Below are 25623 nucleotides of genomic sequence, written 5' to 3'. Positions count from 1 at the left end.
AAAGTTGAAAGATTCGCAAACAATTGCGGATGACTTGAAAACGTTCATTGATGACGTTCTGACACTATCTGCGAAGTATGTTGAATAGGAGAAATTGAGGGAGGTATGGAAAATGTAATAAAGGATGTAATAAGCGTCATTCGTGACATCATTAATTATTGGCCTGCAATCGTCTCAGCAAGTGGAATTGTTGCTTTAGGATTTCGACAAATCAATAAGCGACAAGACCAACGCGACAGAGCGCAGGAGGATTCCATGAAGTTAATGAGAATCGAAATCAAGCGCATTGAATTATCGCAAGCAATCAACCATGATTACGGCTTGCAAATCGTCAGTAGTATTTTCGATGAGTATGTAGCCCTCGGTGGGAATCATTATGCTCACGAAATTTACGACAAATACAAAAAAGAAAAAGAGGAAAAATAAAATGGATCAAAACTTACTTACAATTTTCGGCGGAATCATCACGCTCGCATGCTCAATTGTCTCTTACTTTATTTCTGTTTCGGCAAAGAAAAACAGCAATGTGAAGAATATCGACGCACTCGCAAAGCTTGCAAATCAAGGTGTCGCATGGGTAGAGAAGAACTATGCGACTAATCCTGAAAAGCTCGGTGCTGCGATCGAGTATGTGACAAAAGGCGCTAAAGAATTGAAGCTCAAAGCAACGCCACATCAAATTGAAGCTCAAATTGAAGCCTCACTGGCAAACTTTCAACGTGACCCAGTCGGGACAGTCAAAGAAGCTAAAGAAGTAACGAATGAAGTGTTTGACAACGCTGAAAAAGTGGCTGAATTAGTCGCACCAATTATTAACGGAACAGAAGGAATTTAATATGAACGGTTACGATATTAGCTCGGTTCAGTCAAGTTTAAACCCTGCTAGCGTTCCCAGTGACTTCGTTGGGATTAAAGTGACAGAAGGGATAGGATATATTAATCCAACGTGGGAGACGCAAGCTAAGCAGACCCTATCAGCTGGAAAACACCTACTACTATATCACTTCATTACGAACGATTCAGTCATTGAACAGGCTAACTTTTTCTTGAACGTGGCTAAAAACTATGTTAATCAATCCATCTTAGCGCTTGACTTTGAAACTGGCACAATTGGCAACGAAATACCATATATCACGCTTGCGCATCGAGTCCAAGCAGAAGTATGGCTTGACTATGTCAGCGCTCGGACGAACGGTAGACCAGTAATTTACATGAACGCTGCGACTGCTCGTGAGTTTGACTGGACAAGTACAGCAAGTAAATATGGATTATGGTTGGCTCAATATGCTAACACAGACACTACAGGCTATCAGTCACAGCCATGGAGAGGAAATAGCTCGTACGGGGCTTGGAATCGTCCAACAATCTATCAGTACACCTCAACGGGTAGCCTTGATAATTGGGACGGAGAGCTTGACCTAAACCTCGCTTATTTGTCAGAAGAAGAATGGCAAGAAATGGCAGGAGTAGCAAGAAAATCAGAAAATAACAATACTATTACATCAGACTTGGAGGATGACGAACTCATGAAATTTACATACGAAATCATTGACGCTAAAACAGGAAAATCACAAGGTACTATCTATTATTATGATGGTAATAAAGTAGTAGCTTTATCTCACGAAGATCAACTTAAAATTATTCGCCAAATTTACAAAGACACGACTGGAAAAGACTTAAAGCAATACAGCTGGCGGACTGACGCTCCTTGGTACGTTCGGTTCATGCAGGCAATTAACCAGAAAGCACCAGAAATAGCTTGGAAATAACAATCACGCGCTCCGAAAGGGGCGCTTTTTTGTTTGTAATAAATACGAGGATTCCAGCGGTTTGCTACCGACATTTTTGCCGGTCACAAAATAAAATCGTTACTAGTTTATTTTGTAACACAATTTTAATATTTAAACTGTTGACATAGTTGTCCGTCTATGATATAATCAATATATAAAGTAAAGGAAAGAGGAAATCAAAATGACAACAGCAAAAGAATTCGCACAAATTACAGCAGACGCTTACTTAACTTACAAAGGCTTTGAAATTACAGATTTCAAAAAAGGCCAAAAGGTCGCTTTCAAAGCTCGCAACAATGAAGGAGAGCTTGAAGTAATGGCAGGAGAAATCGAAAACGAACACGGAATGACAGTGGTAGTTCTTGGCTCAGACGGAAAAGAACGTGAATTCGTGGCAGCATTTGCAAACCGTCAATTGAAAGTAATTGATTAAAATAGAAAAAAGGAGAAAACAAAATGACAAAAGAACAAATGGTAAATGAACTCATTGAATTTGAAAAAGAAAACGGTAATGACATGAGCGGATTATATGATTTCTATTACGAACAAAACTATGACAGTGTTCGTTATGAAGCAAGCGGAATGGCTTACCAAGGAGATGATAGCGAAGCAGAATATATCGGACAAACTGAAGATGGAGTTCCTGTTAATTTTTAAGAAAAATAATGATATAATGAGGTAAAATGGAAGAGAAAAAGAAAAGAAAAGCTGTTTATAATCCTAAAGCTGACAAAAAATATAGAGCTTCGCTAACTAAAGAACAGAAAGCCGAAAATAATAGACGATCATCTTTCACTAGAGCAAGGAATTTCATCAGAGATAAAAAATACACAAGTGAAGAGTTCGTAGAACTTTACGAATTAATAACAGAAAGGCATACAAACGAAAATAAAGACGAGCTATGAGAGCGGAGACCTTATCCACAGAGCTCTTGAGGATATAGCTGACTTAGGCGATACATTCATGGTTATTGCTATTTACGATGGAGAATTCATCACGGATTATATCGACTGTGATATGTCAACTCGTGAAGAGATGGAGAGTGCGACAGACAAGGAATTCAACGGAGCAATTGCAGAATATAAAGCAGATATGAAGAAGCTAGAAGGACTTGAGTATGAAGCAATGGACTTGAAAGAGTTGCTTGTTAAGCTGAAAAAACAGAATGATATTTTTTAAGTCACTCTTCGAAGTGGCTTTTTTATTTTCCCAATTAAATCCAAACGGGTCGAATTCTACCCGGTTACATTATTGCCGACCTCAACAACATTTGGTATTATGCAGTTTGTTGGTTTGTGACCATCATTTTTGATGGTCGCAAAATATGATATAATAGAAGTGATAGGATAGCGGTGCTAGACCGTTATACGGAGTGTACGATTAATGCGTACATTTTGGTTCTTTAGCTCAGTTGGTCGCTGGTTCGAGTCCAGCAAGAACCATATTGCCCCTTTTTAGCCCCTTTTGTAAATTTGATGTTAATAATCGCTGTTGTATAAGCGGTTCTTATTATCAACAAAATAAAAATGCGGGCTGAAAACAGCCCGTTATTATTTTTTTGTCAGTACTGACAGAAAAAATGAACGCTTATAAAAGGAAAAAAATGAAAATAAAAGAAAAAATAAAGGGATTTTTGAAAGAAAATCCAAATCAAACTTATGCTGTGTCAGAGCTTACAGAAAAATTACAGCTCAATCAACCCAAAGCTTTTAAAATGATAGTCAAAACCATAGCAGAGCTGGAGGATGAAGGTGTGATCCGTTTTACTTCTGATGGTAAAATCGGATTAAATCACGTAAAAATCACAATAAAAGGCATTTTCCATGCGCATGCAAATGGATTTGGGTTTGTGACGATTGATCCTGAAGAAGCGGATGTTTTTATCGCAAAAGAAGAAACGCATCACGCAATGGATGGTGACGAGGTGGAAATTGAACTGCTCAAAAATGCCAATCCATTCAAAGGACAAAATGCGCAAGCACGTATTGAGAGGGTTACGCATCATCACGTTGAGCAGATCGTTGGAACATTTTTTTCATTCGGAAAAAAAGAACGCCATCGTATGCAAGCAATTGGTTATGTCAAAGCAAGAAACAAGAAAATCAGCGTTCAAACTTTGATTACAGATGACGGCTTGATTCCTAACGATCAATCCATTGTCCGTGTGAAGCTGACGCACTATCCAAATGAAGAAGCACCAAAAACAATGTGCGGTCGCGTGATTGAAATTATTGGAAGTGACACCGATCGTGGCATTGACGTGCTTGAAATTTTAGCTTCAATGGAAATTCACGCGAATTTTCCACAAGCCGTACTCAATCAAGCAAAAAAAATTCCAGAGGAGGTTTCTGATGATCAAGCCGCGTCACGCGTGGATTATCGCAATGAAATCACCTTTACGATTGATGGTGCTGATGCAAAAGACTTGGATGATGCAGTGCACGCTAAACGACTGGACAACGGAAATTTTGAACTCGGAGTCCACATTGCGGACGTATCATATTATGTCACTGAAGGATCAGCACTTGATCGTGAAGCGTATGAGCGTGGAACTTCAGTATATGTCACGGATCGCGTCGTTCCAATGCTCCCGGAGCGCTTATCAAATGGCATTTGCTCACTCAATCCTCACGTGAATCGACTGACACAATCTTGCGTCATGGAAATCACACCAAATGGACAAGTAATCCACTATCAAATTTCACCTTCCATCATTAAAACAACAGCGAAAATGACTTATGATCAAGTGAATCAAATGATTTCAGGGGATTTATCAGCACTGACAGCTTTTGAAAGTATCGCAGATTCAGTCTCCATCATGACAGAACTCCATCATATCCTTGAAAAAATGCGTCAAAAGCGCGGTGCCATTAATTTTGACACGGTTGAAGCAAAAATTAGTGTGGATGAAAAAGGAATACCAACAGCAATAAAAAAACGCACGCGAGGTGTGGCTGAGCGAATGATTGAATCTTTCATGTTGATTGCAAACGAAACTGTTGCATCAGATTTCGAAAAACGAAAGCTCCCATTTCTCTATCGGATTCATGAACAACCCAAAGCGGATAAATTACAACGCTTCATTGATTTTGCATCCACTTTTGGAGAAAAATTTTCAGGGAGTGCCAATCAAGTCACTCAAAAATCCCTTCAAAGTTTCCTCTCAAATGTCAAAGGAAAACCTGGTGAAATGGTTTTATCAACGCTCCTTTTACGCTCCATGCAACAAGCAAGATACTCAGAACAAAATTTTGGACATTTTGGCTTAGCAGCACAGACTTATACGCACTTTACCTCCCCAATTCGGAGATATCCCGATTTAATCGTCCATCGCTTACTGCGTGTGATGGACCATCCAACACCCCAAACACTTGAAAGCTGGGAAGAAATTCTTCCAGAAATCGCAAAACACACCAGCAATCGTGAAAGACGTGCGGTTAATGCTGAACGTGAAGTTGAAAAAATGAAAAAAGCAGAGTACATGACAGGACAGATTGGAGAAATTTTTGAGGGAATCATTGCTTCTGTCACTCGTTTTGGGATATTTGTCGCATTAGAAAACACCATTGAAGGCTTGATTCATATTTCAACGTTTAAAGGTGATGTTCTGACATATCACGAGCGCAGTATGTCCTTGATTTCAGAGCATACAAACAAAAGTTTCAAAATTGGACAAGCAATAAAAATCAAAGTCATCTCTGCAGATAAAATGACTGGAGAAATTGATTTTGAGTACCTTCCAAGTGCTTTAGATCCTATCGAAAGAGCCACACGAAAAAAACATTCAAAAGACAAAGAAAAATACGACACAAAATCAAGTGACCACAAGAAAAAGAACACCCACGAAAAATTTAACTCGGATCATAAGAAAAAGAAAAAATCATTCGACACGTTAGACAAGAAAAATGATCACTCAAAATTTAAATCTGGAAAGAAAAAAGCGCATCAAAAATTAAAAACTAAAAAAAATCGGAGCTAATAAATGACAGCATCTAAAAAATACGATAAAATAGAATCAGAAAAAAATTTATCAGCTCTCAGAGGGAGAAAAAATGGTTGAAACACTCAATTTGAAAAAAACAGCGTTTGTCATGATTGATTTACAAAAAGGCATTGCTTTACGTCCCCACCTTGTTCCTTATTCTGGACAGCAAGTGCTTGATAAAAATGAGCGCATTGCAAAAAAATTAGCAAATACACAAGCAACCATTGTCTGCGTTCATGTTAAAAATGACGGTCCTGAAATTCTTCGCCCCATTACAGATCAAACACCAATAAGTGTGCAAAAACAACCAGCGGATTTTAGTGATTTCGTTTTGCCAATTGCTACGGATTCCTCCGTAAAAAATCTGATTCACGTCAAAAAACATAATTGGGGTGCATTTTACGGCACAGACTTAGAAGTCCAGCTTCGTCGAAGAGGCATTGACACAATTATTTTATCTGGAATTGCCACATCGATTGGTGTTGATACAACAGCGCGTGAAGCGTATCAAGCAGGTTATCAGCTGATTTCAATAGAAGATGCGATGACAGATTTTAACGCTGCACTCCATAATGATACTGTGGAGCACATTTTTACACGCATTGGACGCGTACGAACTACTCTTGAAATCATAGAAATGATTGCCCGGTCATAAAAGCATCCGCATCAGAGCGCGACGAAAATTTAATTCAAAACAATCAAGAAAATAGGAAACAAAACATGTTAAAAAGATTGCTCCGAGGACTTGCACTCATTTTTGCGGTGCTACTGGTCATGATTGGAGGCTACTTTATCTATGCGTATGCCCAATATCACAGAGTTCCTAATGATCTCGCAGAAGCGCCACTCAATCCCAAAACCAATCGCGTTCATCTCAATCAAACCTACAAAATGATGACGTTTAATATTGGTTATGGCTCTTATCCACCAAGCTTTAGTTTCTTTATGGATGGTGGAAAAGACGTACGCGCAACGTCAAAAAAAGCAGTCCAATCCGCAATAAATGAAGACATTCGCCTCATTAAAAAAGAAAATCCTGACTTTGGAAATATTCAGGAGATTGACTGGAACGCAGACCGCTCCCAACACGTCAATGAACCTCAAATGGTTCAAGATGCGCTTTTACCATACACGACCGTCTTAACACAAAATTATGATTCCGCGTATCTCTTTTATCCACTAACAAACCCGATTGGAAAAGCAAAATCAGGAATAATGACATATTCTAAATACCAGATTGAAAAATCCACACGCTATCAGCTCCCAATCGAGACAAATTTCAATAAATTCTTTGATTTGGATCGTGCATTTGATGTAAATATCTTACCAATTACCTCCTCTTCAAAGCATTTGGTCATTTTTAATACTCACTTATCAGCATTTATAAAAAATCAAAAAATTCAAAAGCAACAATTATTGACATTATTTGATGCAATGCAAAAATATGTGAACCAAGGAGATTATGTAATCTGTGGTGCAGATTATAATCATGCATTAGCTGGAAAAGCCCACAATGAATTAACATGGATGAAGGAATTTCCAACAAAAAATCTCACCAAAGGTATGCGCGTTGTTGCCCCAACAAACGCTCCAACCGTCCGTTCGTTAGATGTCCCCTACAATCAAAAAAATCCCAAAAATATTTTTGGAACAATTGATGGATTTTTAGTCTCTGATAATATCGAAAGTCTTTCTGTCCAGACCATCAACAATGACTTTAAATCCTCCGATCACCAACCCGTAGTAATGAGTTTCAAACTCCAAAAATAAAAAGAGCAAGGCTCTTTTTATTTTGCTTTCAGAGATTCAAGGATAAGCATAACACCAGTGTAAATGACAATGACAATGGTTAAAATTTTGAAAAGTTCTAAATTAATTGTTGTCAGAATTTTTGCTGCAAAAAATACTCCTAAAATTCCTCCCAGAGCAATGCCTAAAAGGCCCGGCCAATAAACCCTTTTTTGTTTGATAAATGCGCCAACAGAAGTTGTCATAATCATAGCAGCATCAAGCATCATTACAGGAAGTGCAATGAGTGGATTAACACCAGCTAAGCTGAAAAAAACAAGCTCAGGAGCATAATTTCCAAGTCCCATTGTCATTAAAATCCCAACGCCACAATTAAAAAAGAGTCCTCCAATTAACCAATATAACGATAAACCATGCACGTTTTCAGCTAAATTTTCTCCAGGGTTTAAAATTAAACGAAGTAGCATGATGATAGCAGCAACGATTAAAAGAATGCCCAATGTACCACGCACAAGTTTAGCATTCCAATTTTTCGTAATGCGTGTCCCAAAAAAAGCTCCCAGAATCGCAGCAGAAGTCATCGGAATAAGTGTGGTCATTTCAATTTTGACAACTGTGATAAACAAAAAAGCTTCCACAATGACGGGAATTGCGTGCCCGACGGTCATGGTTCCTGGAAGATTTTTATCATCGTCATGAAAGTGCGCAAACTTAAAAAGGGTTGTGGTTGTTGCAAAAGAACCGATTCCCCAAGTATCCAATAAATCTGTAATAAAACCAATCAGAAATCCTGTAAAAAACTTTTTAGAGTCCCCAAATGAGGCCTGCTTTTTTTGATAAGCCCTTGCGATTTGAAAAATGATGTAAAGCACGGCGAGTAAAAGAATGATTTGAATAATTTTTAAAACTGTATTTTCCATTGCATGATTATAACAAAAAAAGGCATAAAATGCCAGATGAGGTACTGTTTTTGAATCATATTCTCATATTTTTAATGAAACCCACGGATTAAAATTCCGAGCAAAAGACTGGCTGCAAGTGATCCATTATATAAGATTAAGTTGTCGATTTGATAATGAAAAGTTTCAGACTTGACTTGTTTTGCTAAAAAATGCTTCATGTTTGAAAATAAAAGTGGAAGAATGAAGAGCATCAAAAGTGAAGAAAGTGGTAAAGTTTTAAAGTAAAGGGAAAGAAAAAGACAAACAAGTGGAATGAGATACATCACGCGATAAACAATTAAAGAAAAGGGAATTCCAAGATAATAAGGAAGTGTGAATCGCTCATTTTTAATGTCTTGTTCTAAATCACAAATATTATCTGAGAGCATGACATTAAAATTTTGAAAAAAGCAAATTAAACCAACTAATACAATGGGAAATAGTGCAGAAAAATCCCAAATCCAATTCATCTTTAATCCTTCAAAATGAATTGAAAAGTAATTCTGATCATAAGAATTAATGTAAACGGCTAAAAAGAATCCAAAAAATCCCTCACATAAACCAGCTAAAATTTCTCCTAATGGAAAGCGACTAAAGGCAAATGGACCAAAGGTGTAAAAAATTGCGACTAAAAAACACAGCCCACCGACGGGTAAAATAGCAAGATTGGTCAAAAACAGGACGATGATTCCCACAATAATATCAATAAAAAGAAGAAAAAGGCAGGTCATAAGTGCTAATTTTGGGGGAATGTTGCGATTTGAGATGATGTTTTCACGCGCTTTATATTCGGGATCTTTGGCCTTATAATAGTCCATCAGATTATTCCAAGCACTCACAAAAAGATTGATTGCAATGAGTCCAATCACAAATAGAATGGTCTGAATCAAGTGAAAACTTCTAAAATACCAAAGTGAAAACATCATTCCAGCTAAGGGAGATAACAGTGCTACAGGAAGTGTTTGAATTCGTGTGAAATTAAGAAAAGTTTTGAAGTTCATAAGCATATTATAGCAAATTTGGATATAAAAAAAAGTTATTTTTTAAAAAAAATAATATGATTTTTAAAATCAAAAAAGAAAGCGTAAGGGCTTACGATTTTTGCTCTTTTTTTGGTATAATATTAGAAGAAGAAAAATAATCATCTCAAGGGGGAAAAATGGTAAATATTTACTTGGTTCGTCATGGAAAGACGATGTTTAATACGATTGGACGCGCGCAAGGATGGTCTGATACACCACTGACAAAAGAAGGGGAGCGAGGCATTATTGAGCTGGGACTGGGATTTAAAGCAAAAGCTTTAACATTTGATCTTGCTTTTTCATCTGATTCTGGACGAACCATTCAAACCATGGGATTGATTTTGAAACACTCAGAAAACGAAGGCATTCCATATCGGTTTGATCCGCGGATTCGAGAGTGGTGTTTTGGAAGCTTTGATGGTGGATATGATGGGGAACTTTTTGATGGTGTGCTCCCTCGTGTTTTTGTTGAAAATGGAGAAGAACAAAGTTTTGAAGCCATTGCCAATGCAATATATGAAGTTGATACGGCAGGATGGGCTGAGACATGGGAAACACTTTCTGGACGGATTTTGAATGGTTTTTCGGATATGGCAAAAGAAGCGCAAGAAAAAGGAGCCAAAAACATGATTATTGTGAGTCATGGGATGACGATTGCGACATTAATCAAGTTATTACAGCCGGATAAACCTAGACCCCATGGACTTGATAATGGCTCGGTCACGCACTTGACTTATGAAAATGATCATTTTTCGGTTTTCAAAGTGGGAGATATGTCTTATCGAGAAATCGGGAAAAAAATCATGAGTGAAAAGCATGATGATCACTGATTAAAATAAGAAAAAGAGCATAAAAATGAAAAAATTTTTTGAGTCTTCTTGGTTAATTTTATATCTCAATGTCGCACTATTTTTCTACGCGATGACACAAGCAGTGAAATTTTTGATGACCTATCAAAATCCTTTTACTCAGTTTTTAAAAAGTTTTTTTGCGAAAGTTTCGTTTCTTTACACCAATACGCAACCATCGTTAAGTTCGTGGAGAAATTGGTTAATCATTCTTTTTATTTTGATTGTTGCGGGCTTATTAGTGAAATTTTGGCGATTGACTTTTGTTTTGTTAGAATTGATGGCGTTATTTTTGTTGGTGGATTTTATTTATCTTTTCATTCGTCATACCATTGGGCTTGAGCAGATTTTTATTGTGATTGTGATGCTTGTTTCGCTCATTAATATCTGGAAAAATTCTAAGATTTTACACCTTTTATAAAAAAATTAGCACTCTATTAAAAAGAGTGCTAATTTTTTGTGCTTCTTTTCTTGACAGAGGATTTTAAAAGCGATATAATAGTTTTAGCACTTGAGGAATAAGAGTGCTAATCTTGAAGTTGAATCAATGGAAAGCGAGGTGTTGTCATTGATTACAGAACGTCAAAGACAAATCTTAAATCTAATTGTCTCACTTTATTCCAAAGATCGAAATCCGATTGGCTCAAAAGCGTTGCTTGATGAAATTCATGCCTCTAGCGCAACCATTCGAAACGATATGAAGGTGCTAGAAGATCTGGGATTCATTCAAAAAGAACACACGTCAAGTGGGCGTGTTCCGAGTGTTCTGGGATATAAGTATTTTGTCGAGCATGTTTTAACTTTTGAAGAATTTAGTCAAAATGACTTGTTTCAAGTAATGAAAGCTTTTGATGGTGAATTTTACAGGCTGACAGATTTATTTCAAACCGCTGCAAACACGCTGTCAGCACTGACAGGATTAACAAGCTTTGTCTTAAGTATTCCACAACAAGAACAAAAACTTGCCTCCTTTGAGTTAGTATTACTGGATACGCATTCTGTTTTGTCAGTAATCACATTAGGAACTGGTGAAGTTCGGACCAATCAATTTTCACTTCCCAAAAGTATGACGGATAGTGATTTACAAGTTTTTTCAAATCTTGTGAAAGAAAGATTAGTGGGAAAAAAAGTCTTAGAAATTCATTATACTTTGCGCACTGAAATTCCACAAATTGTTCAACGTTATTTCAAAGTAACGTCAGATGTTTTACAGCTTTTTGAGACCGTCTTTTCTGACTTGTTTGATGAGCGCTTAATTTCTGGTGGACGTCAAAGTGTGTTTGATTACACAACTGAAAATCTCTCAGAACTTTATAAACTCTTGACGAATGACAGACTTATGGTTCATGAAATTAGAGAAATGACGGATAATGATGAGATGCGCTTGGTTGAGTTCAATAAAAAAGACTTTCTAAAAAATTTAACGATTCTCAATCAAAAATTTGTGATTCCTTATCGTGGACTTGGAAGTTTGACGTTGATTGGACCTGTTGAGTTAGATTATCGTCAGACCTTATCTGTTCTTGATTTGGTTGCTAAAGTGTTGTCCATGAAACTTGCTGATTATTATCGTTATCTTGATGGTAATCACTATGAAATAAGGACATAGAATCAATTGAAAAATCCATTTAAAAAAGGAGGACTTATGTCCAAAGATAATAAAGAAGAACTAAAAAACGATACGATCAAAGAAAATCAAGAAGAAATAAAAGAAAGTGAAACGCTGACAGAAGAAGTACTTGAAGACATCGTTGAAGATGAAGTTTCAGAACTTGAAGAAGCGCAAAACACAGCAAAAGAATTTGAAAATAAATATTTACGAGTTTCAGCTGAAATGCAAAATATGCAACGTCGCTCGAATGAAGAACGATTGACATTAGTAAAATATCGTTCTCAAGACTTGGCTAAAAAAATCATTCCATCGCTTGATAATCTTGAACGCGCCCTTGCTGTTGAAGGAATCACAGAAGAAGTCAAAAAAGGACTTGAAATGGTTCAAGAAAGTTTAGTCTCAGCACTCAAAGATGAAGGCATTGAAGAAGTTCCTGTGACTACTTTTGATCACAACTTTCACATGGCCGTTCAAACCATTCCGGCAGATGATGAGCATCCAGCCGACAGTATTGTTCAAGTTTTCCAAAAAGGATATAAACTTCATGAGCGTTTACTTCGTCCAGCAATGGTTGTTGTTGCGCAAGCTTAAAAATCGAATTAAAATTGACCGTGATGTCATAAAACTATAGAAAAGATAAATCAAAAAAAGAAGGAAATAAATATGTCTAAAATTATTGGTATTGACTTAGGTACAACAAACTCAGCAGTTGCTGTTCTTGAAGGAACAGAAGCAAAAATTATCGCAAATCCAGAAGGAAATCGTACCACTCCATCTGTTGTCGCATTCAAAAATGGTGAAATCATTGTTGGTGATGCTGCAAAACGTCAAGCAGTTACAAATCCAGATACGATTATTTCTATCAAATCAAAAATGGGAACACCCGCAAAAGTTTCTGCAAACGGTAAAGAATATACACCACAAGAAATTTCAGCAATGATTCTTCAAAATTTGAAAGCAACAGCTGAAAGCTATCTTGGTGAAAAAGTTGATAAAGCAGTCATTACAGTTCCTGCTTATTTCAATGATGCACAACGTCAAGCAACAAAAGATGCAGGTAAAATCGCAGGACTTGAAGTAGAACGCATCGTCAACGAACCTACAGCAGCAGCGCTTGCTTATGGCCTTGACAAAACGGACAAGGATGAAAAAATCATGGTTTATGACCTTGGTGGAGGAACGTTCGATGTTTCTATCCTTGAACTTGGTGATGGGGTCTTTGATGTGTTGGCTACTGCAGGGAATAATAAACTCGGTGGGGATGACTTTGACCAAGTGATTATTGATTGGATGGTTTCTGAGTTCAAAAAAGAAAACGGAATTGACCTTTCTCAAGATAAAATGGCCTTGCAACGTTTGAAAGATGCTGCTGAAAAAGCCAAAAAAGACTTGTCAGGCGTGACAAACACAAACATCTCTTTACCATTTATCACCGCTGGTGCTGCAGGACCACTTCACTTAGAAATGAACTTGACACGTGCTAAATTTGACGAATTGACGTTGTCACTTGTTGAAGCGACACGTCAGCCTGTACGTCAAGCACTTTCTGATGCTGGACTTTCAGCGTCTGATCTTGATGAAGTCTTACTTGTCGGAGGATCAACACGTATCCCATCTGTTGTTGAACTTGTACGTCATGAAACAGGAAAAGAACCAAATAAATCAGTGAACCCTGATGAAGTGGTAGCAATGGGAGCTGCGATTCAAGGGGGTGTTATCACAGGTGATGTTCACGATGTTGTTTTACTTGATGTGACTCCTTTGTCACTTGGGATTGAAACAATGGGTGGGGTCTTTACAAAATTGATTGACCGTAACACAACGATCCCAACATCTAAATCACAAGTTTTCTCAACTGCTGCTGACAATCAACCAGCTGTTGACATTCATGTTCTCCAAGGAGAACGTCCAATGGCCGCTGACAACAAAACGTTGGGACGTTTCCAATTGACAGATATCCCTGCAGCACCACGTGGCATTCCTCAAATCGAAGTCACATTTGATATTGATAAAAACGGTATTGTTTCTGTAAAAGCTAAAGATCTTGGCACACAAAAAGAACAAACCATTGTCATCAAATCAAACTCTGGTCTTTCTGAAGAAGAAATTGAAAAAATGAAACAAGATGCAGAAGCAAATGCAGAAGCAGACGCAAAACGTAAAGAAGAAGTTGATGTGCGTAATAATGCAGATGCCCTTGTTTTCCAAACTGAAAAGACTCTGAAAGATCTTGATGGAAAAGTTGATGAAGCTGAAGTGAAAAAAGCCGAAGACGCTAAAGAAGCATTGAAGAAAGCTCTTGAAGCGGACGATACAGAAGACATCAAGAAAAAATCAGAAGAACTTTCTGAAATTGCTCAAAATCTCGCTGTGAAACTTTATGAACAAGCGAACGCTGCTCAAGCAGGCGCAGAAAATGCAGAACAATCACAAGAAGCTCCAAAAGATGCAAATACTTTTGATGGCGATTTTGAAGAAAGTAAATAAAAGTAAAAACGTGCTGTCAGTACTGACAACACGTTTTTTAGTAATTAGCCAGATAAATTTCTGTCAGTACTGACAGAAATTATTTTTATTGATTTTTGCGTTTGAAAAGTAATGCGGTTTAATCGGGGTTCGAAAAATACGAATGCGACATAAAAAATCAAAATAGCAGATCAAAAATGATTTTGATATACTAAAATGAGGAGATTTTTTAGAAAGATAAGAAGAGTAAATTTAAGCATGAGATTAAAAAAAGTGAGTGAAAAATCATTCAAGAACGATGAAAAACAAAAAACGTTGAAAAGAGTTGAAAAATATGATTGAAGAAAGTTTTTATCAAGAACTTGTAAATATCCGTCACCACCTTCATAAGCATCCAGAACTGTCTGAAAAAGAAGTGGAAACGACCGCGTTTCTGAGCGAAAAGATGAATGAATTCGGAATAGAAATTTTAGCTTCCAAAACGTTAAAAACGGGATTTGTAGCAAAAATTGGGAATGGAAAACCTGTGATTGCATTACGAGCAGATCTTGATGCGTTACCAATTTTAGAAGCCACACATTTGGCGTACTCTTCTCAAAATTCGGGCGTGATGCATGCTTGCGGTCACGATCTACACATGACGAGTCTTTTAGGTGCGGCTAAACTACTCAAAGCAAAAGAGCAGACGCTAAAAGGAACCATCAAATTAATTTTTCAACCAGCAGAAGAACTGGGAACAGGAGCAAGAGATGTGATTGCAAGTGGATTGGTTGATGATGTGGAAGCATTTTTTGGTTATCATAATCTCCCGACGCTAACAGCTGGGACAATTGGCTTACGCGCAAAAGGAGTGATGGCAGCAGTAGAGCAATTTGATGTGACAATCAAAGGAAAAGGGAGCCATGCAGCTTACCCTCACGAAGGGATTGATCCAATTGTTGCGAGTGCAAGCATCATTCAAAATCTGCAAACGATTGTCTCACGTAATACTCCGCCATTAGAAGCGACAGTCCTTTCTGTGACGCATATCGAAGCAGGTCAGACCTGGAATGTTTTACCGAATCAAGCTAGATTTGAGGGGACCATTCGAACGTTTGATGATCAAATCACACAATTAATGAAAAAAAGATTCATCGAAATTGTCGAACATACAGCACAAGCGCTGGGCGTTCAAGCAGAAATCACGTGGGTGATGGGCTCAGATGCTACTTACAATGATCCAGAATTAACAGCAGTCTTATTTTCTGAAACAAAAAAATGGCATGCCAAAACAATCGTTCCAGATCCCTCAAGTGCTGGCGAAGATTTTGCAGCGTACGGAAAATTGGCACCAAGTGTCTTTGCCCTTATTGGATCAAATGCTCCCTTGTCATCGGGCTTACATTTTGCGGACATGATTGTGCAAGATGAAACCATAAAAACAGCTGTTGAATACTATGTTCATACTGCTGATACAATGCTTGAATACTTTAATAAATAATAACAAACATTAAAAAATAACGTGAAAGTTATTTTTTTTGTTAAAAATGAAAGTTTATGGTTGATTTTGGAAGAAAAAAGTGTATAATTAAAATGAAAGCAATTTCAGGAGGTGATTTATATTTTAGCAAATGACCGAAAACAAAAAATTTTAGCCCATCTCAATCAACACGTTCGAGCGACATTAGAAGAGTTACAATCGCTTACGGATTCTTCTGTATCAACGATAAGAAGGGATTTAAATGAACTTGAAGAGGATCAATTATTGCGAAGGATTCATGGAGGAGCCGAACTTTTACAAGACTTTTCCACTGAATTAACCATGATTGAAAAATATTCCAAAAACGTTCAAGAAAAATTCATTATCGCAAAAAAAGCGGTTAAAAAGATTGCCAACGGAGATACGATCTATTTGGATGCAGGAACAACGACAGGAGCATTGATTCCTGAGATGAATCAGCTCAATATACACTTGACGGTTGTCACAAGCTCTGCAACGCATGCGTCATTACTGACAAACGAAAAAATTAACGTGTATATTTTGGGAGGGATGATTAAAAAAAGTACGGATTCTGTCATCGGTGGGCTTGCGCTAGATCAATTGCGCACTTATCGATTTAATGTAGCTTTTCTTGGTGCAAATGGTTTTGATGCTCAAAATGGAGCAATGACACCAGACAGTGAAGAAGCAGCCATCAAAAGACAAGCTGTGCTTCAATCTCAACAAAGTTATCTCTTGATGGATCGTAGTAAACTTGGACAAACAAGTTTTGTGCGTTTCGCGACAAAAGATGAAGTAGAAGTCATTACAGAATAAAATGGAGGAATTATGATTTACACAGTGACACTTAATCCAGCATTGGATTATTTCATGGCTTATGACCAAATAGAAGTTGGCGAAGTCAATCGAACAAAGATAACACGCATCACACCTGGAGGAAAGGGCATCATGGAAAGTCGGATGCTCTCACTTCTTGGAACACCAAATACTGCGCTTGGATTTATTGGTGGTTTCACAGGAAAAGCCATTCAAGAAAGTCTAGCAGCCCAAGGGATTACAACAGAATTTACCCAAATTTTTGGACAATCCAGAGTCAATGTTAAAGTCAAAACACTAGAAACAGAAACGAGTTTAGATGCTGCTGGTCCAGATTTGACCGAAGAAGATGTTAGAAATTTTGTAAAAACATTTGATCGATTGACTTCTGAGGATATCGTGGTTTTTGCGGGCACTGCCCCAAAAAGCTTGGGAGATTCCTTTTATGAGCAATTGATTAAGCTTGTGAAATTGCAAGATGCTAATTTTGCGATTGATGTCGATGGTCAAAAGCTCTTAGGCACTTTGTCTAAAAAACCCTTAGTCATCAAACCAAACCGAGAAGAATTAGAAGAAATGTTCGATGTAAAATTTGAGACAAAAGAAGACATTATTCCTTATGGACAAAAAATGTTGGAAATGGGAGCTCAAAATGTCATGGTCTCTATGGCTGGTGATGGTGCGCTGCTTTTCAGTGATACTTCAGTTTATTTTGCAGCCCCTGTCAAAGGAATCATTAAAAATTCAGTTGGTGCTGGAGATTCAACTGTTGCTGGATTCTTGTCAGAATGGTCTAAAAGTAAAGATCCCGTAAAGGCATTTAAACAAGGTGTTGCTTGTGGGACAGCAAAAGTTTTCTCAGAAGACATGCCATCAAGTAGCTATTTACAAAAATGTTTGCAACAAATCGAAATTACAAAGTTGGTTTAAGTAAATTCGAAAATAATAAATGTATTAGAGAAGAAGTACATATCCCTTCTTCTTAAAAAAAATAGGAGGATTTCTCTTGGAAATTAAAGATTTATTAAAGCCTGAGCTGATGTTGCTCGACTTAAAAGCAACAACAAAACTTGCTGCGATTGATGAAATGGTCTCAAGTCTTGTAGAACAAGGTTATGTTGATGATTTTGAAACATTCAAAGCAGGAATTTTGGCACGTGAAGCTCAAACTTCTACTGGTCTTGGTGAAGGAATTGCGATGCCGCACAGTAAAAATGCTGCCGTTAAACTTCCCGCGGTAGTATTTGCTAAATCTGCTGCTGGGGTAGATTACGAAGCATTAGATGGACAACCTGTCTATTTATTCTTCATGATTGCAGCACCAGAAGGTGCTAATAATACTCATTTAGAGGCACTGTCTCAACTCTCAACGTTCTTGATGAAAGATGGATTTAATGCAAAATTACGTGCAACACACTATCCAAAAGATGTGATTGCACTCTTTTCTGAAAAACAAAAAGAAACAGCTGTGGTTGAAGATGCAGAACACTTTATCGTTGCCGTTACTGCTTGTACAACAGGGATTGCACATACTTACATGGCAGAAGAAGCCCTTAAAAAACAAGCCCTTGAGATGGGAGTGGGGATTAAAGTTGAAACGAATGGCGCTCGTGGTGTAGATCACAGATTAACCAGCAGTGATATCGAAAAAGCAGATGCAGTTATTGTTGCCGCAGATAAAAAAGTAGAAATGGCGCGTTTTGCAGGAAAAGAAATGGTTCAAGTTCCGGTAGCTCGTGCGATTCGTGATACAAAAGGATTGATTGACGAAGCACTTTCAGGAAAAGCACCCGTTTATGAGTCAAAAGATGCAGCTGAAAGTTCTAGTGCTGCCGATAAAGAACAAACAATGGGTCAAAAATTTTACAAACACTTGATGGGCGGTGTTTCTGCAATGCTTCCATTTGTTGTTGGTGGAGGGATTTTGATTGCACTAGCATTCTTGATTGACCAAGCGATGGGAGTTCCACACGATCATCTGGCCCAACTCGGTGTTTATCATCCATTGGCTGCTTATTTTAAAAATATCGGTGGTGCTGCATTTGCCTTTATGCTCCCTGTTCTTGCTGGATTTATTGCGAATTCCATTGCGGATAAGCCAGGACTTGTTGCTGGTTTTGTAGCAGGATCAATGTCAAGTTCAGGATTGGCTTTTGGTCATCTTGATCCTACAAAAATGATTCCTTCAGGATTCCTTGGTGCGCTTGTCGGTGGGTTCCTTGCAGGTGGTGTGATTCTTGTTTTGCGTAAAGTATTTGCGAAATTGCCTCACTCCCTTGATGGAATCAAAGCAATTTTGATTTATCCGCTGGTTGGGACATTTATCACAGGATTCTTGATGCTCTTTATTAATATTCCGATGGCTGCGATTAATACTGGTTTATCTAATTTCTTAAATAGCTTATCTGGTGCATCTGCTCTTGTGCTTGGTCTTGTTGTTGGTGGAATGATGGCCATTGACCTTGGGGGACCAATCAATAAAGCCGCTTATATCTTTGCGACTGGTACGCTTGCTGCAACAGTCGCTACAGGTGGATCACCTGTGATGGCTGCCGTAATGGCAGGTGGAATGGTTCCACCTCTTGCAACAACTGTTGCTGTACTTCTCTTTAAAAATAAATTTACAAAAGAAGAACGCAACGCTGGCTTGACGAATATCGTGATGGGACTTTCATTCATCACAGAAGGATCTATTCCATTTGGTGCAGCTGACCCTGCGCGTGCGATTCCATCATTTATGATTGGTGCTGCGATTGCTGGAGGTTTGACAGGTGCTGCGGGCATTAAGCTCATGGCTCCTCACGGAGGAATTTTCGTTCTTGCATTGACGAATAATCCACTCTTATATTTGCTCTTTATCATCATTGGAGCGATTGTTTCAGGTGTTTTATTCGGTGTATTGAAAAAAGCAAAATAAGCATCATAAAAAAAGAAGTTGAAAGACTTCTTTTTTAGTTAAAAATAATAAGAATCAGTAAAATCACGCATTTTTTTTGCTGATATAGAATGAATCTCTGGAGACTCTGACATAAATGGTTCAATTTTTGATATAATAAAAGAAGGATTCATTATAAAGGAGGGATGATGTTAGATTTTAATGTGTTGGCGTTATTTGAATTGTTTGTTTTTGCTTTGAATTTTGTTTTGTCAATGATTATTATTTTTCGAGAAAGAAAGAGTACGGCAGCGACGTGGTCGTGGCTTTTTGTCGTTAATATTATTCCTGTTTTTGGATTTATTCTTTATATTTTGATTGGACGTGGAATTTCTCATTATCGTATTTTTAAAGATCGTAAACAATTTCATATGGGATTTGAAAAACAACTGATTAATGCGAATAAAGCTTATAATGATAAAAAATTCATTAAAAAAATGAGGAAAAATCATGCCATCGGTCAGTTGATGAACATGCTCTATCGTGAAGAAAAATCCATTATTTCAACAAATACAGATGTGAAAATTTACAATGATGGACGAGAGAAATTTGATGCTTTACTAAAAGATATTAATGAAGCAAAACAGTCGATTCATATGGAGTATTATATTTTTCGGATGGATCATTTGGGAAGAGAGATTTATGCCGCCTTAGTTGAAGCGAGTAAACGAGGGGTTGAAGTGCGGTTGCTTTTTGATGCTTGGGGGTCAAATAAAACAAAATTAAAACAGTTTTCAGAATTGATTGCTCAGGGCGGACATGTGGCTCAGTTTTTTCCTCTAATTATGCCGTTGATCAATCCGCGGACGAATTATCGACTGCATCGAAAAATTGTGGTGATTGATGGTCGAATTGGCTATACGGGCGGTTTTAATGTTGGAGATGAATATGCGACAGTGACGAAAAAATTCGGGTATTGGCGTGATAATCACTTACGTTTAACGGGGGATATTGTCTATTCAATGCAACATCGGTTTATTTTAGATTGGAATTCACAACATCATTTTGAGATTACTCAAGGAGAACCTTATTTTCCTGATGTGAAAAGTGATGGAAAAGTGATGACACAGCTTGTTACGTCAGGTCCTGATGAGGCAAAAGAGCAAATCAAACTGACATATATGAAGATGATTTCTGGTGCAGAGCGTGAAATTATTATTCAAACACCATATTATATCCCATCGGATGCGCTTCATGAAACTTTGAAATTGGCATTGTTGTCTGGTGTTCAAGTGAAGTTGATGATTCCAAACAAGCCAGATCATCCGCTTGTGTATTGGGCAACTTATTATAATTCAGCGGATTTATTGAAATATGGTGCCAAAGTTTATACTTATGAAAATGGTTTTGTGCACGCAAAAAATCTGATTATTGATGGAGAGTATGCATCGGTTGGCTCTGCAAATTTTGATTATCGGAGTTTGCAACTTTGCTTTGAGGCAAATGTTGTCGTGTATGATTATCAGTTTGCTCAAGATTTGCGGCATAATTTTATGGATGATTTAAAAGTCAGTCAGCCTTTGACGATGGAGCGTTATGAAGCACGATCGCTGATTATCCGTTTTAAAGAAGGATTAGCACGATTAATCAGTCCAATGTTGTAAATGATAAAGAAATGTGAAGATGATAAGAAATAGAAAGTTTTATGAATTTATCTTTAGAATTTAAAAAGAAATACAAGGAAATTTTGAGTGCTGATGATTATGAGAGGTTCATTGAGAGCTTCAATAATACTCCTGTCAGTGCTTACAGAATTAATCCGCTTAAAAATACAGAAGTTTACTTAAAAACGAATCAGGATCAGCCGATTCCTGTCAGCGCTCACGGTTTTTATGGGAAAATATCTGGAAAATCTGCTGAACACGTCACAGGATTGCTTTATTCACAAGAACCTGCAGCACAAGTCGTAGCACAGATGGCAAATGCCAAAGGAAATTTAAAAGTACTGGACTTATGTGCAGCACCTGGTGGAAAATCGACGCAATTATTGAGCGATTTGAATAATGAAGGACTTTTGGTTTCAAATGAAATTTCAGGAAAAAGAAGTAAAGTGTTAGTTGAAAACATTGAGCGTTTTGGTGCAAGAAATGTTATTGTGCTCAATGAAACAAGTGAGCGATTAGCACAAGTTTTTCCAGAATTTTTTGATTTGATTGTGATTGATGCACCGTGCTCAGGTGAGGGGATGTTTAGAAAAACACCAGACGCAATGACTTATTGGACAGAAGATTATCCAAGAACGTGTGCGATTTTGCAAAGAGAAATCTTGAGTCAAGCCATGAAAATGCTGTCAGAAACGGGAATTTTGATTTATTCAACGTGTACGTGGTCTCTTGAGGAGAATGAGGAAAATGTGAGATGGTTACTTCAAAATTATCCCACACTTGAGTTGGTCAATTTACCTCATTCAGATGGCTTGAGTGAAGGCATTGAAATGCCTGAAGCAATCCGATGCTGGCCATTTTCGTATTCGGGGGAGGGACAATTTGTTGCGAAAGTAAAAAATCACGGAAAAAATGAGAACGTGGACACGATTTCATCAAAACCACAGAAAAAAAATCAAAAAGTAGCGTTTAATCTCTCACAAGAACAAATGAAATTATGGCAAGATTTTGCAAATAAAAATCTCATGTTTACATACGAAAAGCAAAATTTACAAGTTTTTGGAGAGAATCTTTATTTGTTACCAACAGGACTTCCGCCATTAAAACAGCTTAAAATTGCCCGCAATGGACTTCATTTGGGACAGTTCAAGAAAAATCGGTTCGAACCAAGTTTTGCATTGGGGCTTGCCCTAAAACCTGATGAGGTGAAGCAAAGCCTTGAAATCACATCAGCGCAATTTAAAAGCTATGTTTCTGGTGCAACTTTTTCTGTCAGTACTGACAAAAAAGGGTGGGTTCAATTGCTCATCAAAGAAAATGGATTAGGATTTGCAAAAATAGTAGATGGCGTTGTTAAAAATTATTTCCCCAAAGGACTGCGCTTTCACGTGGATTGATAAGCGCTGATCGAGGAGTTTTCTGCGCCGTCAGTACTGACAGAAACGAGAAAAATGCTGTCAGTACTGACAGAACTAAATCAGAGAGGATTTATAATGGATAAAAAATTAAATATCGTGATCATCACAGGGATGTCAGGAGCTGGAAAAACAGTCGCAATCCAGTCATTTGAGGACATGGGCTATTTTACAGTGGATAATATGCCTCCCATGCTCATCGAAAAATTTGTGGAATTATTAAATACTCCAGATAATAAAATTGATAAAATCGCAATGGTCGTTGATATGCGTTCGCGTGTTTTTTTTGAGCACCTCAAAAGCATCATCACAGAACTTTCAGATCTGCCACATGTCAATTTTCGACTTGTGTTTTTGGATGCCAACGATAATGAACTTGTTGCGCGGTATAAAGAAACGAGAAGAAGTCATCCACTTGCAATTGATGGACGTATTTTTGATGGGATTGGACTTGAGCGCGAAATTCTGACGGATTTAAAAAATCTTTCAGATGTCGTGATTGACACAAGCGAATTAACACCACGCCAATTGCGCGGAAAGATTTTACACGCTTTTTCAACGCAAACCACCTCTACTTTCCGGATTGAAATCATGTCTTTTGGCTTTAAATATGCCCTTCCACTTGATGCTGACCTCGTCTTTGATGTACGTTTTTTGCCCAATCCATACTATCTTCCAGACTTAAGAGAGCTTGATGGGACTCAAAAGCCAGTGTATGATTATGTCATGAATCATCCCAAATCAGAAGCATTCTATCAAAATCTATTGCACCTCCTCCTTCCGATTTTGCCAGATTACAAAAAAGAAGGAAAATCGGTTTTAACCATTGCGTTTGGCTGCACAGGAGGACAACATCGCTCCGTTGCATTTGCTGAGCGTTTATCAAAAGAACTCAGTCAAAATTGGCGCGTCAACACAAGCCATAGAGACAAAGACAGAAGAAAAGAAACGGTGAATCGCTCATGAGTAAACCAAAAATAGTCGTGATTGGAGGCGGTACAGGAATTCCAGTAGTTCTAAAAGCCCTCAGAAAAGAACATGTTGATTTGACAGCGATTGTCACTGTGGCAGATGATGGTGGTTCATCCGGTCGCATTCGCTCAGCAGTCAATATCGCTCCTCCAGGAGATTTGAGAAATGTATTGATTGCAATGTCGGATATGCCAAAATTTAATGAAGAAATTCTGCAATATCGTTTTGATGAATCAGATGGTGAGTTTGCAGGACATCCACTTGGAAATTTAATTATCGCTGCCGTTGCAGAAATGCAAGGATCCACTTATCGTGCGATTCAAACGCTCGCGAAATTTTTTCATATTGATGGAAAAATATATCCTTCTTCGGACATGACCTTGACCCTACATGCCGTATTTAAAGACGGTCATGAAGTTTCTGGAGAAAGTCACATTGCAGGATACAAAGGACAAATTGATCATGTTTATTTGACTGAAACCTCGACAGGAGAAGATCCGATTGCTTCAAGAAATGTTGTCAAATCAATCATGGAAGCAGATACGATTGTTCTTGGTCCAGGATCTTTATTTACTTCGATCTTACCCAACATTGTGATTCCTGAAATTTGCGAAGCACTGTGGAAAACCTCTGCGCGGATCGTTTATGTCTGCAATATCATGACTCAACGAGGAGAAACAGAGCATTTTACAGATGCTGACCATGTGCGTGTGTTACATGAACATCTTGGCACTAACATCATCGACACTGTTTTAGTCAATAGCGAAAAAGTTCCAAAAGAATACATGAATAGTAATAAGTTTGATGAGTATTTGGTTCAAGTGGACCACGATTTCGAAGCACTAACAGCACAGCATGTCAATATCATCTCAAACAATTTTCTTAATTTGCGAGATGGAGGAGCATTTCATGATGGTGAAGCAGTCGCAAAAGAAATTGTCACCATCGCAAATCGTGTGTGACGGGAGCTTAAAAAAATAGAAGGAACACATCTCATGAGTTTCACAAGTGATGTCAAAAAAGAACTCACATCGAATTTTTCAACTACAGGTGCTCTTTTAGCATTAGTAAGAATGAATGGATCTTTAGGGATTTTTGGAAAATTAACCCTTTCGATTACGACTGAAAACGCTGGAACAGCAAAATACATCTATCAAATGCTTCAAGATTTGTTTGAAATCCGTGCAGAAATTCACGTCCATCAAAAAACAACACTATCAAAAAATCGTGTTTACACCGTTTTTATTGACCATCAGGTCGATGAATTGCTTGATGAATTATCCCTTGCGGATTCTCTTTTGTTAGATAATGGCGTTCCAGAATTTGTAAAAAATGATCTGTTGATTCAGCGAGATTATTTGCGTGGGGCTTTTTTATCCAGTGGAAGTTTACATAATCCTGAAAAAGGAGAATATCAACTTTCACTGGCTAATGTTTATCAAGAACATGCAGAAGATCTTCAAGAACTTTTTAAAAATTTTGAGTTAAACGCCAAAATTATCGAGCGAAAAAATAGATACATTCTTTATTTATCAAAAGCAGAAGAAATCATGGATTTTCTGACATTAATTGGTGCCATGCAGGCAAGATTAAAGTTTGAAGATGCAAAAATGATCCGAGAAATGCGAGGACTTGCCAATCGTCAGTCTAATTTTGAATCTGCAAACATTGGAAAAACAGTTTCAGCAGCACAAGAAGCCATTGATGCAATTCGATTTCTTTATGAAAAAAAAGAATTTGTCCAACTTCCACCACAATTAATGGAAATTGCACGGTTAAGAATTGAAAATCCTGAAGCATCCTATAAGGAACTTGGAGCTTTACTTGATCCCCCCTTAGGAAAATCAGGAGTTAATCATCGCTTAAGAAAAATCATAGAGCGTTCAAATGATATAAAAAACACAGGCATCCATCTATAATCTCAAAAAGTACAGCGCTGCTGTATTTTTTTAAAATCCGAACATTAGTGAGAAATGATGGTGTGAGCG

26 protein-coding genes are annotated in these 25623 nt (G+C 37.7%); 24 read left to right on the top strand and 2 right to left on the bottom strand.

Annotated elements, in window-relative coordinates:
- Positions 1-105: 105 nt before the first annotated feature.
- The 10 genes from GHI93_RS03065 to GHI93_RS03020 all read left to right on the top strand — a co-directional run bounded on the left by GHI93_RS03065 (position 106) and on the right by GHI93_RS03020 (position 7545).
- The gene (locus GHI93_RS03065) at positions 106-426 is read left to right on the top strand and encodes a hypothetical protein (protein WP_153495484.1); all 321 of its coding nucleotides are present in this window, start codon (positions 106-108) and stop codon (positions 424-426) included.
- Position 427: 1 nt separating this feature from the next.
- On the top strand, positions 428-835 hold the full coding sequence (locus GHI93_RS03060) for a phage holin (RefSeq protein WP_153495482.1): 408 nt from the start codon (positions 428-430) through the stop codon (positions 833-835).
- 1 nt (position 836) lies between these two features.
- Positions 837-1769 (top strand): GH25 family lysozyme, encoded by a 933-nt coding sequence (locus tag GHI93_RS03055; protein WP_153495480.1) that lies wholly within the window; start codon positions 837-839, stop codon positions 1767-1769.
- A gap of 202 nt (positions 1770-1971) precedes the next feature.
- Positions 1972-2223, top strand: a complete 252-nt coding sequence (locus GHI93_RS03050; RefSeq protein ID WP_153495478.1) for a hypothetical protein — start codon at positions 1972-1974, stop codon at positions 2221-2223.
- 23 nt (positions 2224-2246) lie between these two features.
- Positions 2247-2447 carry a hypothetical protein gene (locus tag GHI93_RS03045; RefSeq protein ID WP_153495476.1) on the top strand — a complete coding sequence of 67 codons (201 nt, stop codon included), beginning with the start codon at positions 2247-2249 and terminating at the stop codon, positions 2445-2447.
- 26 nt (positions 2448-2473) lie between these two features.
- A complete protein-coding gene (locus tag GHI93_RS03040; RefSeq protein ID WP_153495474.1) occupies positions 2474-2695 on the top strand; it encodes a hypothetical protein in 222 nt (73 codons plus the stop codon).
- Between the two features lie 58 nt (positions 2696-2753).
- Positions 2754-2969: a hypothetical protein gene (locus tag GHI93_RS03035; RefSeq protein WP_153495472.1), complete on the top strand. Its 216-nt coding sequence runs from the start codon at positions 2754-2756 to the stop codon at positions 2967-2969.
- A gap of 424 nt (positions 2970-3393) precedes the next feature.
- Positions 3394-5769 carry a ribonuclease R gene (rnr, locus tag GHI93_RS03030; protein WP_153495470.1) on the top strand — a complete coding sequence of 792 codons (2376 nt, stop codon included), beginning with the start codon at positions 3394-3396 and terminating at the stop codon, positions 5767-5769.
- Between the two features lie 73 nt (positions 5770-5842).
- Positions 5843-6430, top strand: a complete 588-nt coding sequence (locus tag GHI93_RS03025; protein WP_153495468.1) for an isochorismatase family protein — start codon at positions 5843-5845, stop codon at positions 6428-6430.
- Between the two features lie 65 nt (positions 6431-6495).
- Positions 6496-7545, top strand: coding sequence for an endonuclease/exonuclease/phosphatase family protein (locus tag GHI93_RS03020; protein ID WP_153495467.1), 1050 nt, complete (start codon positions 6496-6498; stop codon positions 7543-7545).
- Between the two features lie 17 nt (positions 7546-7562).
- Here GHI93_RS03020 and GHI93_RS03015 read toward each other — a convergent pair whose 3' ends face one another.
- Both GHI93_RS03015 and GHI93_RS03010 read right to left on the bottom strand, forming a co-directional pair.
- Positions 7563-8444 (bottom strand): sulfite exporter TauE/SafE family protein, encoded by an 882-nt coding sequence (locus GHI93_RS03015; RefSeq protein ID WP_153495465.1) that lies wholly within the window; start codon positions 8442-8444, stop codon positions 7563-7565.
- Positions 8445-8515: 71 nt separating this feature from the next.
- Complete coding sequence (locus GHI93_RS03010) at positions 8516-9466, bottom strand: UbiA family prenyltransferase (protein WP_153495463.1); 951 nt, start codon at positions 9464-9466, stop codon at positions 8516-8518.
- A gap of 158 nt (positions 9467-9624) precedes the next feature.
- On the opposite strand from GHI93_RS03010, the gene GHI93_RS03005 reads away from it, so the two are divergent.
- The 14 genes from GHI93_RS03005 (at position 9625) to whiA (ending at position 25554) form a co-directional block, all read left to right on the top strand.
- Positions 9625-10317 (top strand): histidine phosphatase family protein, encoded by a 693-nt coding sequence (locus GHI93_RS03005; protein WP_153495461.1) that lies wholly within the window; start codon positions 9625-9627, stop codon positions 10315-10317.
- A 25-nt stretch (positions 10318-10342) separates the two neighbouring features.
- Complete coding sequence (locus GHI93_RS03000; RefSeq protein ID WP_153495459.1) at positions 10343-10756, top strand: hypothetical protein; 414 nt, start codon at positions 10343-10345, stop codon at positions 10754-10756.
- Between the two features lie 147 nt (positions 10757-10903).
- The gene (hrcA, locus tag GHI93_RS02995) at positions 10904-11944 is read left to right on the top strand and encodes a heat-inducible transcriptional repressor HrcA (RefSeq protein WP_153495508.1); all 1041 of its coding nucleotides are present in this window, start codon (positions 10904-10906) and stop codon (positions 11942-11944) included.
- Between the two features lie 36 nt (positions 11945-11980).
- A complete protein-coding gene (grpE, locus tag GHI93_RS02990) occupies positions 11981-12538 on the top strand; it encodes a nucleotide exchange factor GrpE (RefSeq protein ID WP_153495457.1) in 558 nt (185 codons plus the stop codon).
- Between the two features lie 72 nt (positions 12539-12610).
- Complete coding sequence (gene dnaK, locus GHI93_RS02985) at positions 12611-14434, top strand: molecular chaperone DnaK (RefSeq protein WP_153495455.1); 1824 nt, start codon at positions 12611-12613, stop codon at positions 14432-14434.
- A gap of 313 nt (positions 14435-14747) precedes the next feature.
- Positions 14748-15893, top strand: a complete 1146-nt coding sequence (locus GHI93_RS02980) for an amidohydrolase (protein ID WP_153495453.1) — start codon at positions 14748-14750, stop codon at positions 15891-15893.
- Positions 15894-16004: 111 nt separating this feature from the next.
- On the top strand, positions 16005-16709 hold the full coding sequence (locus GHI93_RS02975; RefSeq protein WP_343030300.1) for a DeoR/GlpR family DNA-binding transcription regulator: 705 nt from the start codon (positions 16005-16007) through the stop codon (positions 16707-16709).
- 12 nt (positions 16710-16721) lie between these two features.
- Positions 16722-17639, top strand: coding sequence for a 1-phosphofructokinase (gene pfkB, locus GHI93_RS02970; protein ID WP_153495451.1), 918 nt, complete (start codon positions 16722-16724; stop codon positions 17637-17639).
- A 76-nt stretch (positions 17640-17715) separates the two neighbouring features.
- Positions 17716-19626 (top strand): PTS fructose transporter subunit IIABC, encoded by a 1911-nt coding sequence (locus GHI93_RS02965; RefSeq protein ID WP_153495450.1) that lies wholly within the window; start codon positions 17716-17718, stop codon positions 19624-19626.
- A gap of 167 nt (positions 19627-19793) precedes the next feature.
- Complete coding sequence (gene cls / locus GHI93_RS02960; protein ID WP_153495448.1) at positions 19794-21248, top strand: cardiolipin synthase; 1455 nt, start codon at positions 19794-19796, stop codon at positions 21246-21248.
- A gap of 41 nt (positions 21249-21289) precedes the next feature.
- Positions 21290-22645 (top strand): RsmF rRNA methyltransferase first C-terminal domain-containing protein, encoded by a 1356-nt coding sequence (locus GHI93_RS02955; protein WP_153495446.1) that lies wholly within the window; start codon positions 21290-21292, stop codon positions 22643-22645.
- Between the two features lie 96 nt (positions 22646-22741).
- A complete protein-coding gene (gene rapZ / locus GHI93_RS02950; RefSeq protein ID WP_153495445.1) occupies positions 22742-23629 on the top strand; it encodes an RNase adapter RapZ in 888 nt (295 codons plus the stop codon).
- On the top strand, positions 23626-24597 hold the full coding sequence (locus GHI93_RS02945; protein ID WP_153495443.1) for a gluconeogenesis factor YvcK family protein: 972 nt from the start codon (positions 23626-23628) through the stop codon (positions 24595-24597). Before rapZ ends, GHI93_RS02945 begins: the two co-directional genes overlap by 4 nt.
- 33 nt (positions 24598-24630) lie before the next feature.
- Positions 24631-25554: a DNA-binding protein WhiA gene (gene whiA / locus GHI93_RS02940; RefSeq protein ID WP_153495441.1), complete on the top strand. Its 924-nt coding sequence runs from the start codon at positions 24631-24633 to the stop codon at positions 25552-25554.
- The last annotated feature ends 69 nt before the right edge of the window (positions 25555-25623 follow it).

Origin of the sequence: Lactococcus hircilactis (assembly GCF_009601015.1) — a bacterium.
In the GTDB taxonomy this organism is placed as follows: Bacteria; Bacillota; Bacilli; order Lactobacillales; family Streptococcaceae; genus Lactococcus; species Lactococcus hircilactis.
This window is presented reverse-complemented; position numbering and strand designations above follow the sequence as displayed.

Excerpts from the sequence above, each read along its gene's own strand:
- GHI93_RS03025 (WP_153495468.1), top strand. The coding sequence starts at position 5,843 with ATGGTTGAAACACTCAATTTGAAAAAAACAGCGTTTGTCATGATTGAT.
- GHI93_RS02980 (WP_153495453.1), top strand. The coding sequence starts at position 14,748 with ATGATTGAAGAAAGTTTTTATCAAGAACTTGTAAATATCCGTCACCAC.
- GHI93_RS02955 (WP_153495446.1), top strand. The coding sequence starts at position 21,290 with ATGAATTTATCTTTAGAATTTAAAAAGAAATACAAGGAAATTTTGAGT.
- GHI93_RS03035 (WP_153495472.1), top strand. The coding sequence starts at position 2,754 with ATGGTTATTGCTATTTACGATGGAGAATTCATCACGGATTATATCGAC.
- GHI93_RS03040 (WP_153495474.1), top strand. The coding sequence starts at position 2,474 with ATGGAAGAGAAAAAGAAAAGAAAAGCTGTTTATAATCCTAAAGCTGAC.
- dnaK (WP_153495455.1), top strand. The coding sequence starts at position 12,611 with ATGTCTAAAATTATTGGTATTGACTTAGGTACAACAAACTCAGCAGTT.
- GHI93_RS03060 (WP_153495482.1), top strand. The coding sequence starts at position 428 with ATGGATCAAAACTTACTTACAATTTTCGGCGGAATCATCACGCTCGCA.
- whiA (WP_153495441.1), top strand. The coding sequence starts at position 24,631 with ATGAGTTTCACAAGTGATGTCAAAAAAGAACTCACATCGAATTTTTCA.
- GHI93_RS03065 (WP_153495484.1), top strand. The coding sequence starts at position 106 with ATGGAAAATGTAATAAAGGATGTAATAAGCGTCATTCGTGACATCATT.
- pfkB (WP_153495451.1), top strand. The coding sequence starts at position 16,722 with ATGATTTACACAGTGACACTTAATCCAGCATTGGATTATTTCATGGCT.
- GHI93_RS03020 (WP_153495467.1), top strand. The coding sequence starts at position 6,496 with ATGTTAAAAAGATTGCTCCGAGGACTTGCACTCATTTTTGCGGTGCTA.
- GHI93_RS03000 (WP_153495459.1), top strand. The coding sequence starts at position 10,343 with ATGAAAAAATTTTTTGAGTCTTCTTGGTTAATTTTATATCTCAATGTC.
- GHI93_RS03050 (WP_153495478.1), top strand. The coding sequence starts at position 1,972 with ATGACAACAGCAAAAGAATTCGCACAAATTACAGCAGACGCTTACTTA.
- grpE (WP_153495457.1), top strand. The coding sequence starts at position 11,981 with ATGTCCAAAGATAATAAAGAAGAACTAAAAAACGATACGATCAAAGAA.
- GHI93_RS03010 (WP_153495463.1), bottom strand. The coding sequence starts at position 9,466 with ATGAACTTCAAAACTTTTCTTAATTTCACACGAATTCAAACACTTCCT.
- cls (WP_153495448.1), top strand. The coding sequence starts at position 19,794 with ATGTTAGATTTTAATGTGTTGGCGTTATTTGAATTGTTTGTTTTTGCT.
- GHI93_RS03045 (WP_153495476.1), top strand. The coding sequence starts at position 2,247 with ATGACAAAAGAACAAATGGTAAATGAACTCATTGAATTTGAAAAAGAA.
- GHI93_RS02945 (WP_153495443.1), top strand. The coding sequence starts at position 23,626 with ATGAGTAAACCAAAAATAGTCGTGATTGGAGGCGGTACAGGAATTCCA.
- rapZ (WP_153495445.1), top strand. The coding sequence starts at position 22,742 with ATGGATAAAAAATTAAATATCGTGATCATCACAGGGATGTCAGGAGCT.
- GHI93_RS03015 (WP_153495465.1), bottom strand. The coding sequence starts at position 8,444 with ATGGAAAATACAGTTTTAAAAATTATTCAAATCATTCTTTTACTCGCC.
- rnr (WP_153495470.1), top strand. The coding sequence starts at position 3,394 with ATGAAAATAAAAGAAAAAATAAAGGGATTTTTGAAAGAAAATCCAAAT.
- GHI93_RS03055 (WP_153495480.1), top strand. The coding sequence starts at position 837 with ATGAACGGTTACGATATTAGCTCGGTTCAGTCAAGTTTAAACCCTGCT.
- GHI93_RS03005 (WP_153495461.1), top strand. The coding sequence starts at position 9,625 with ATGGTAAATATTTACTTGGTTCGTCATGGAAAGACGATGTTTAATACG.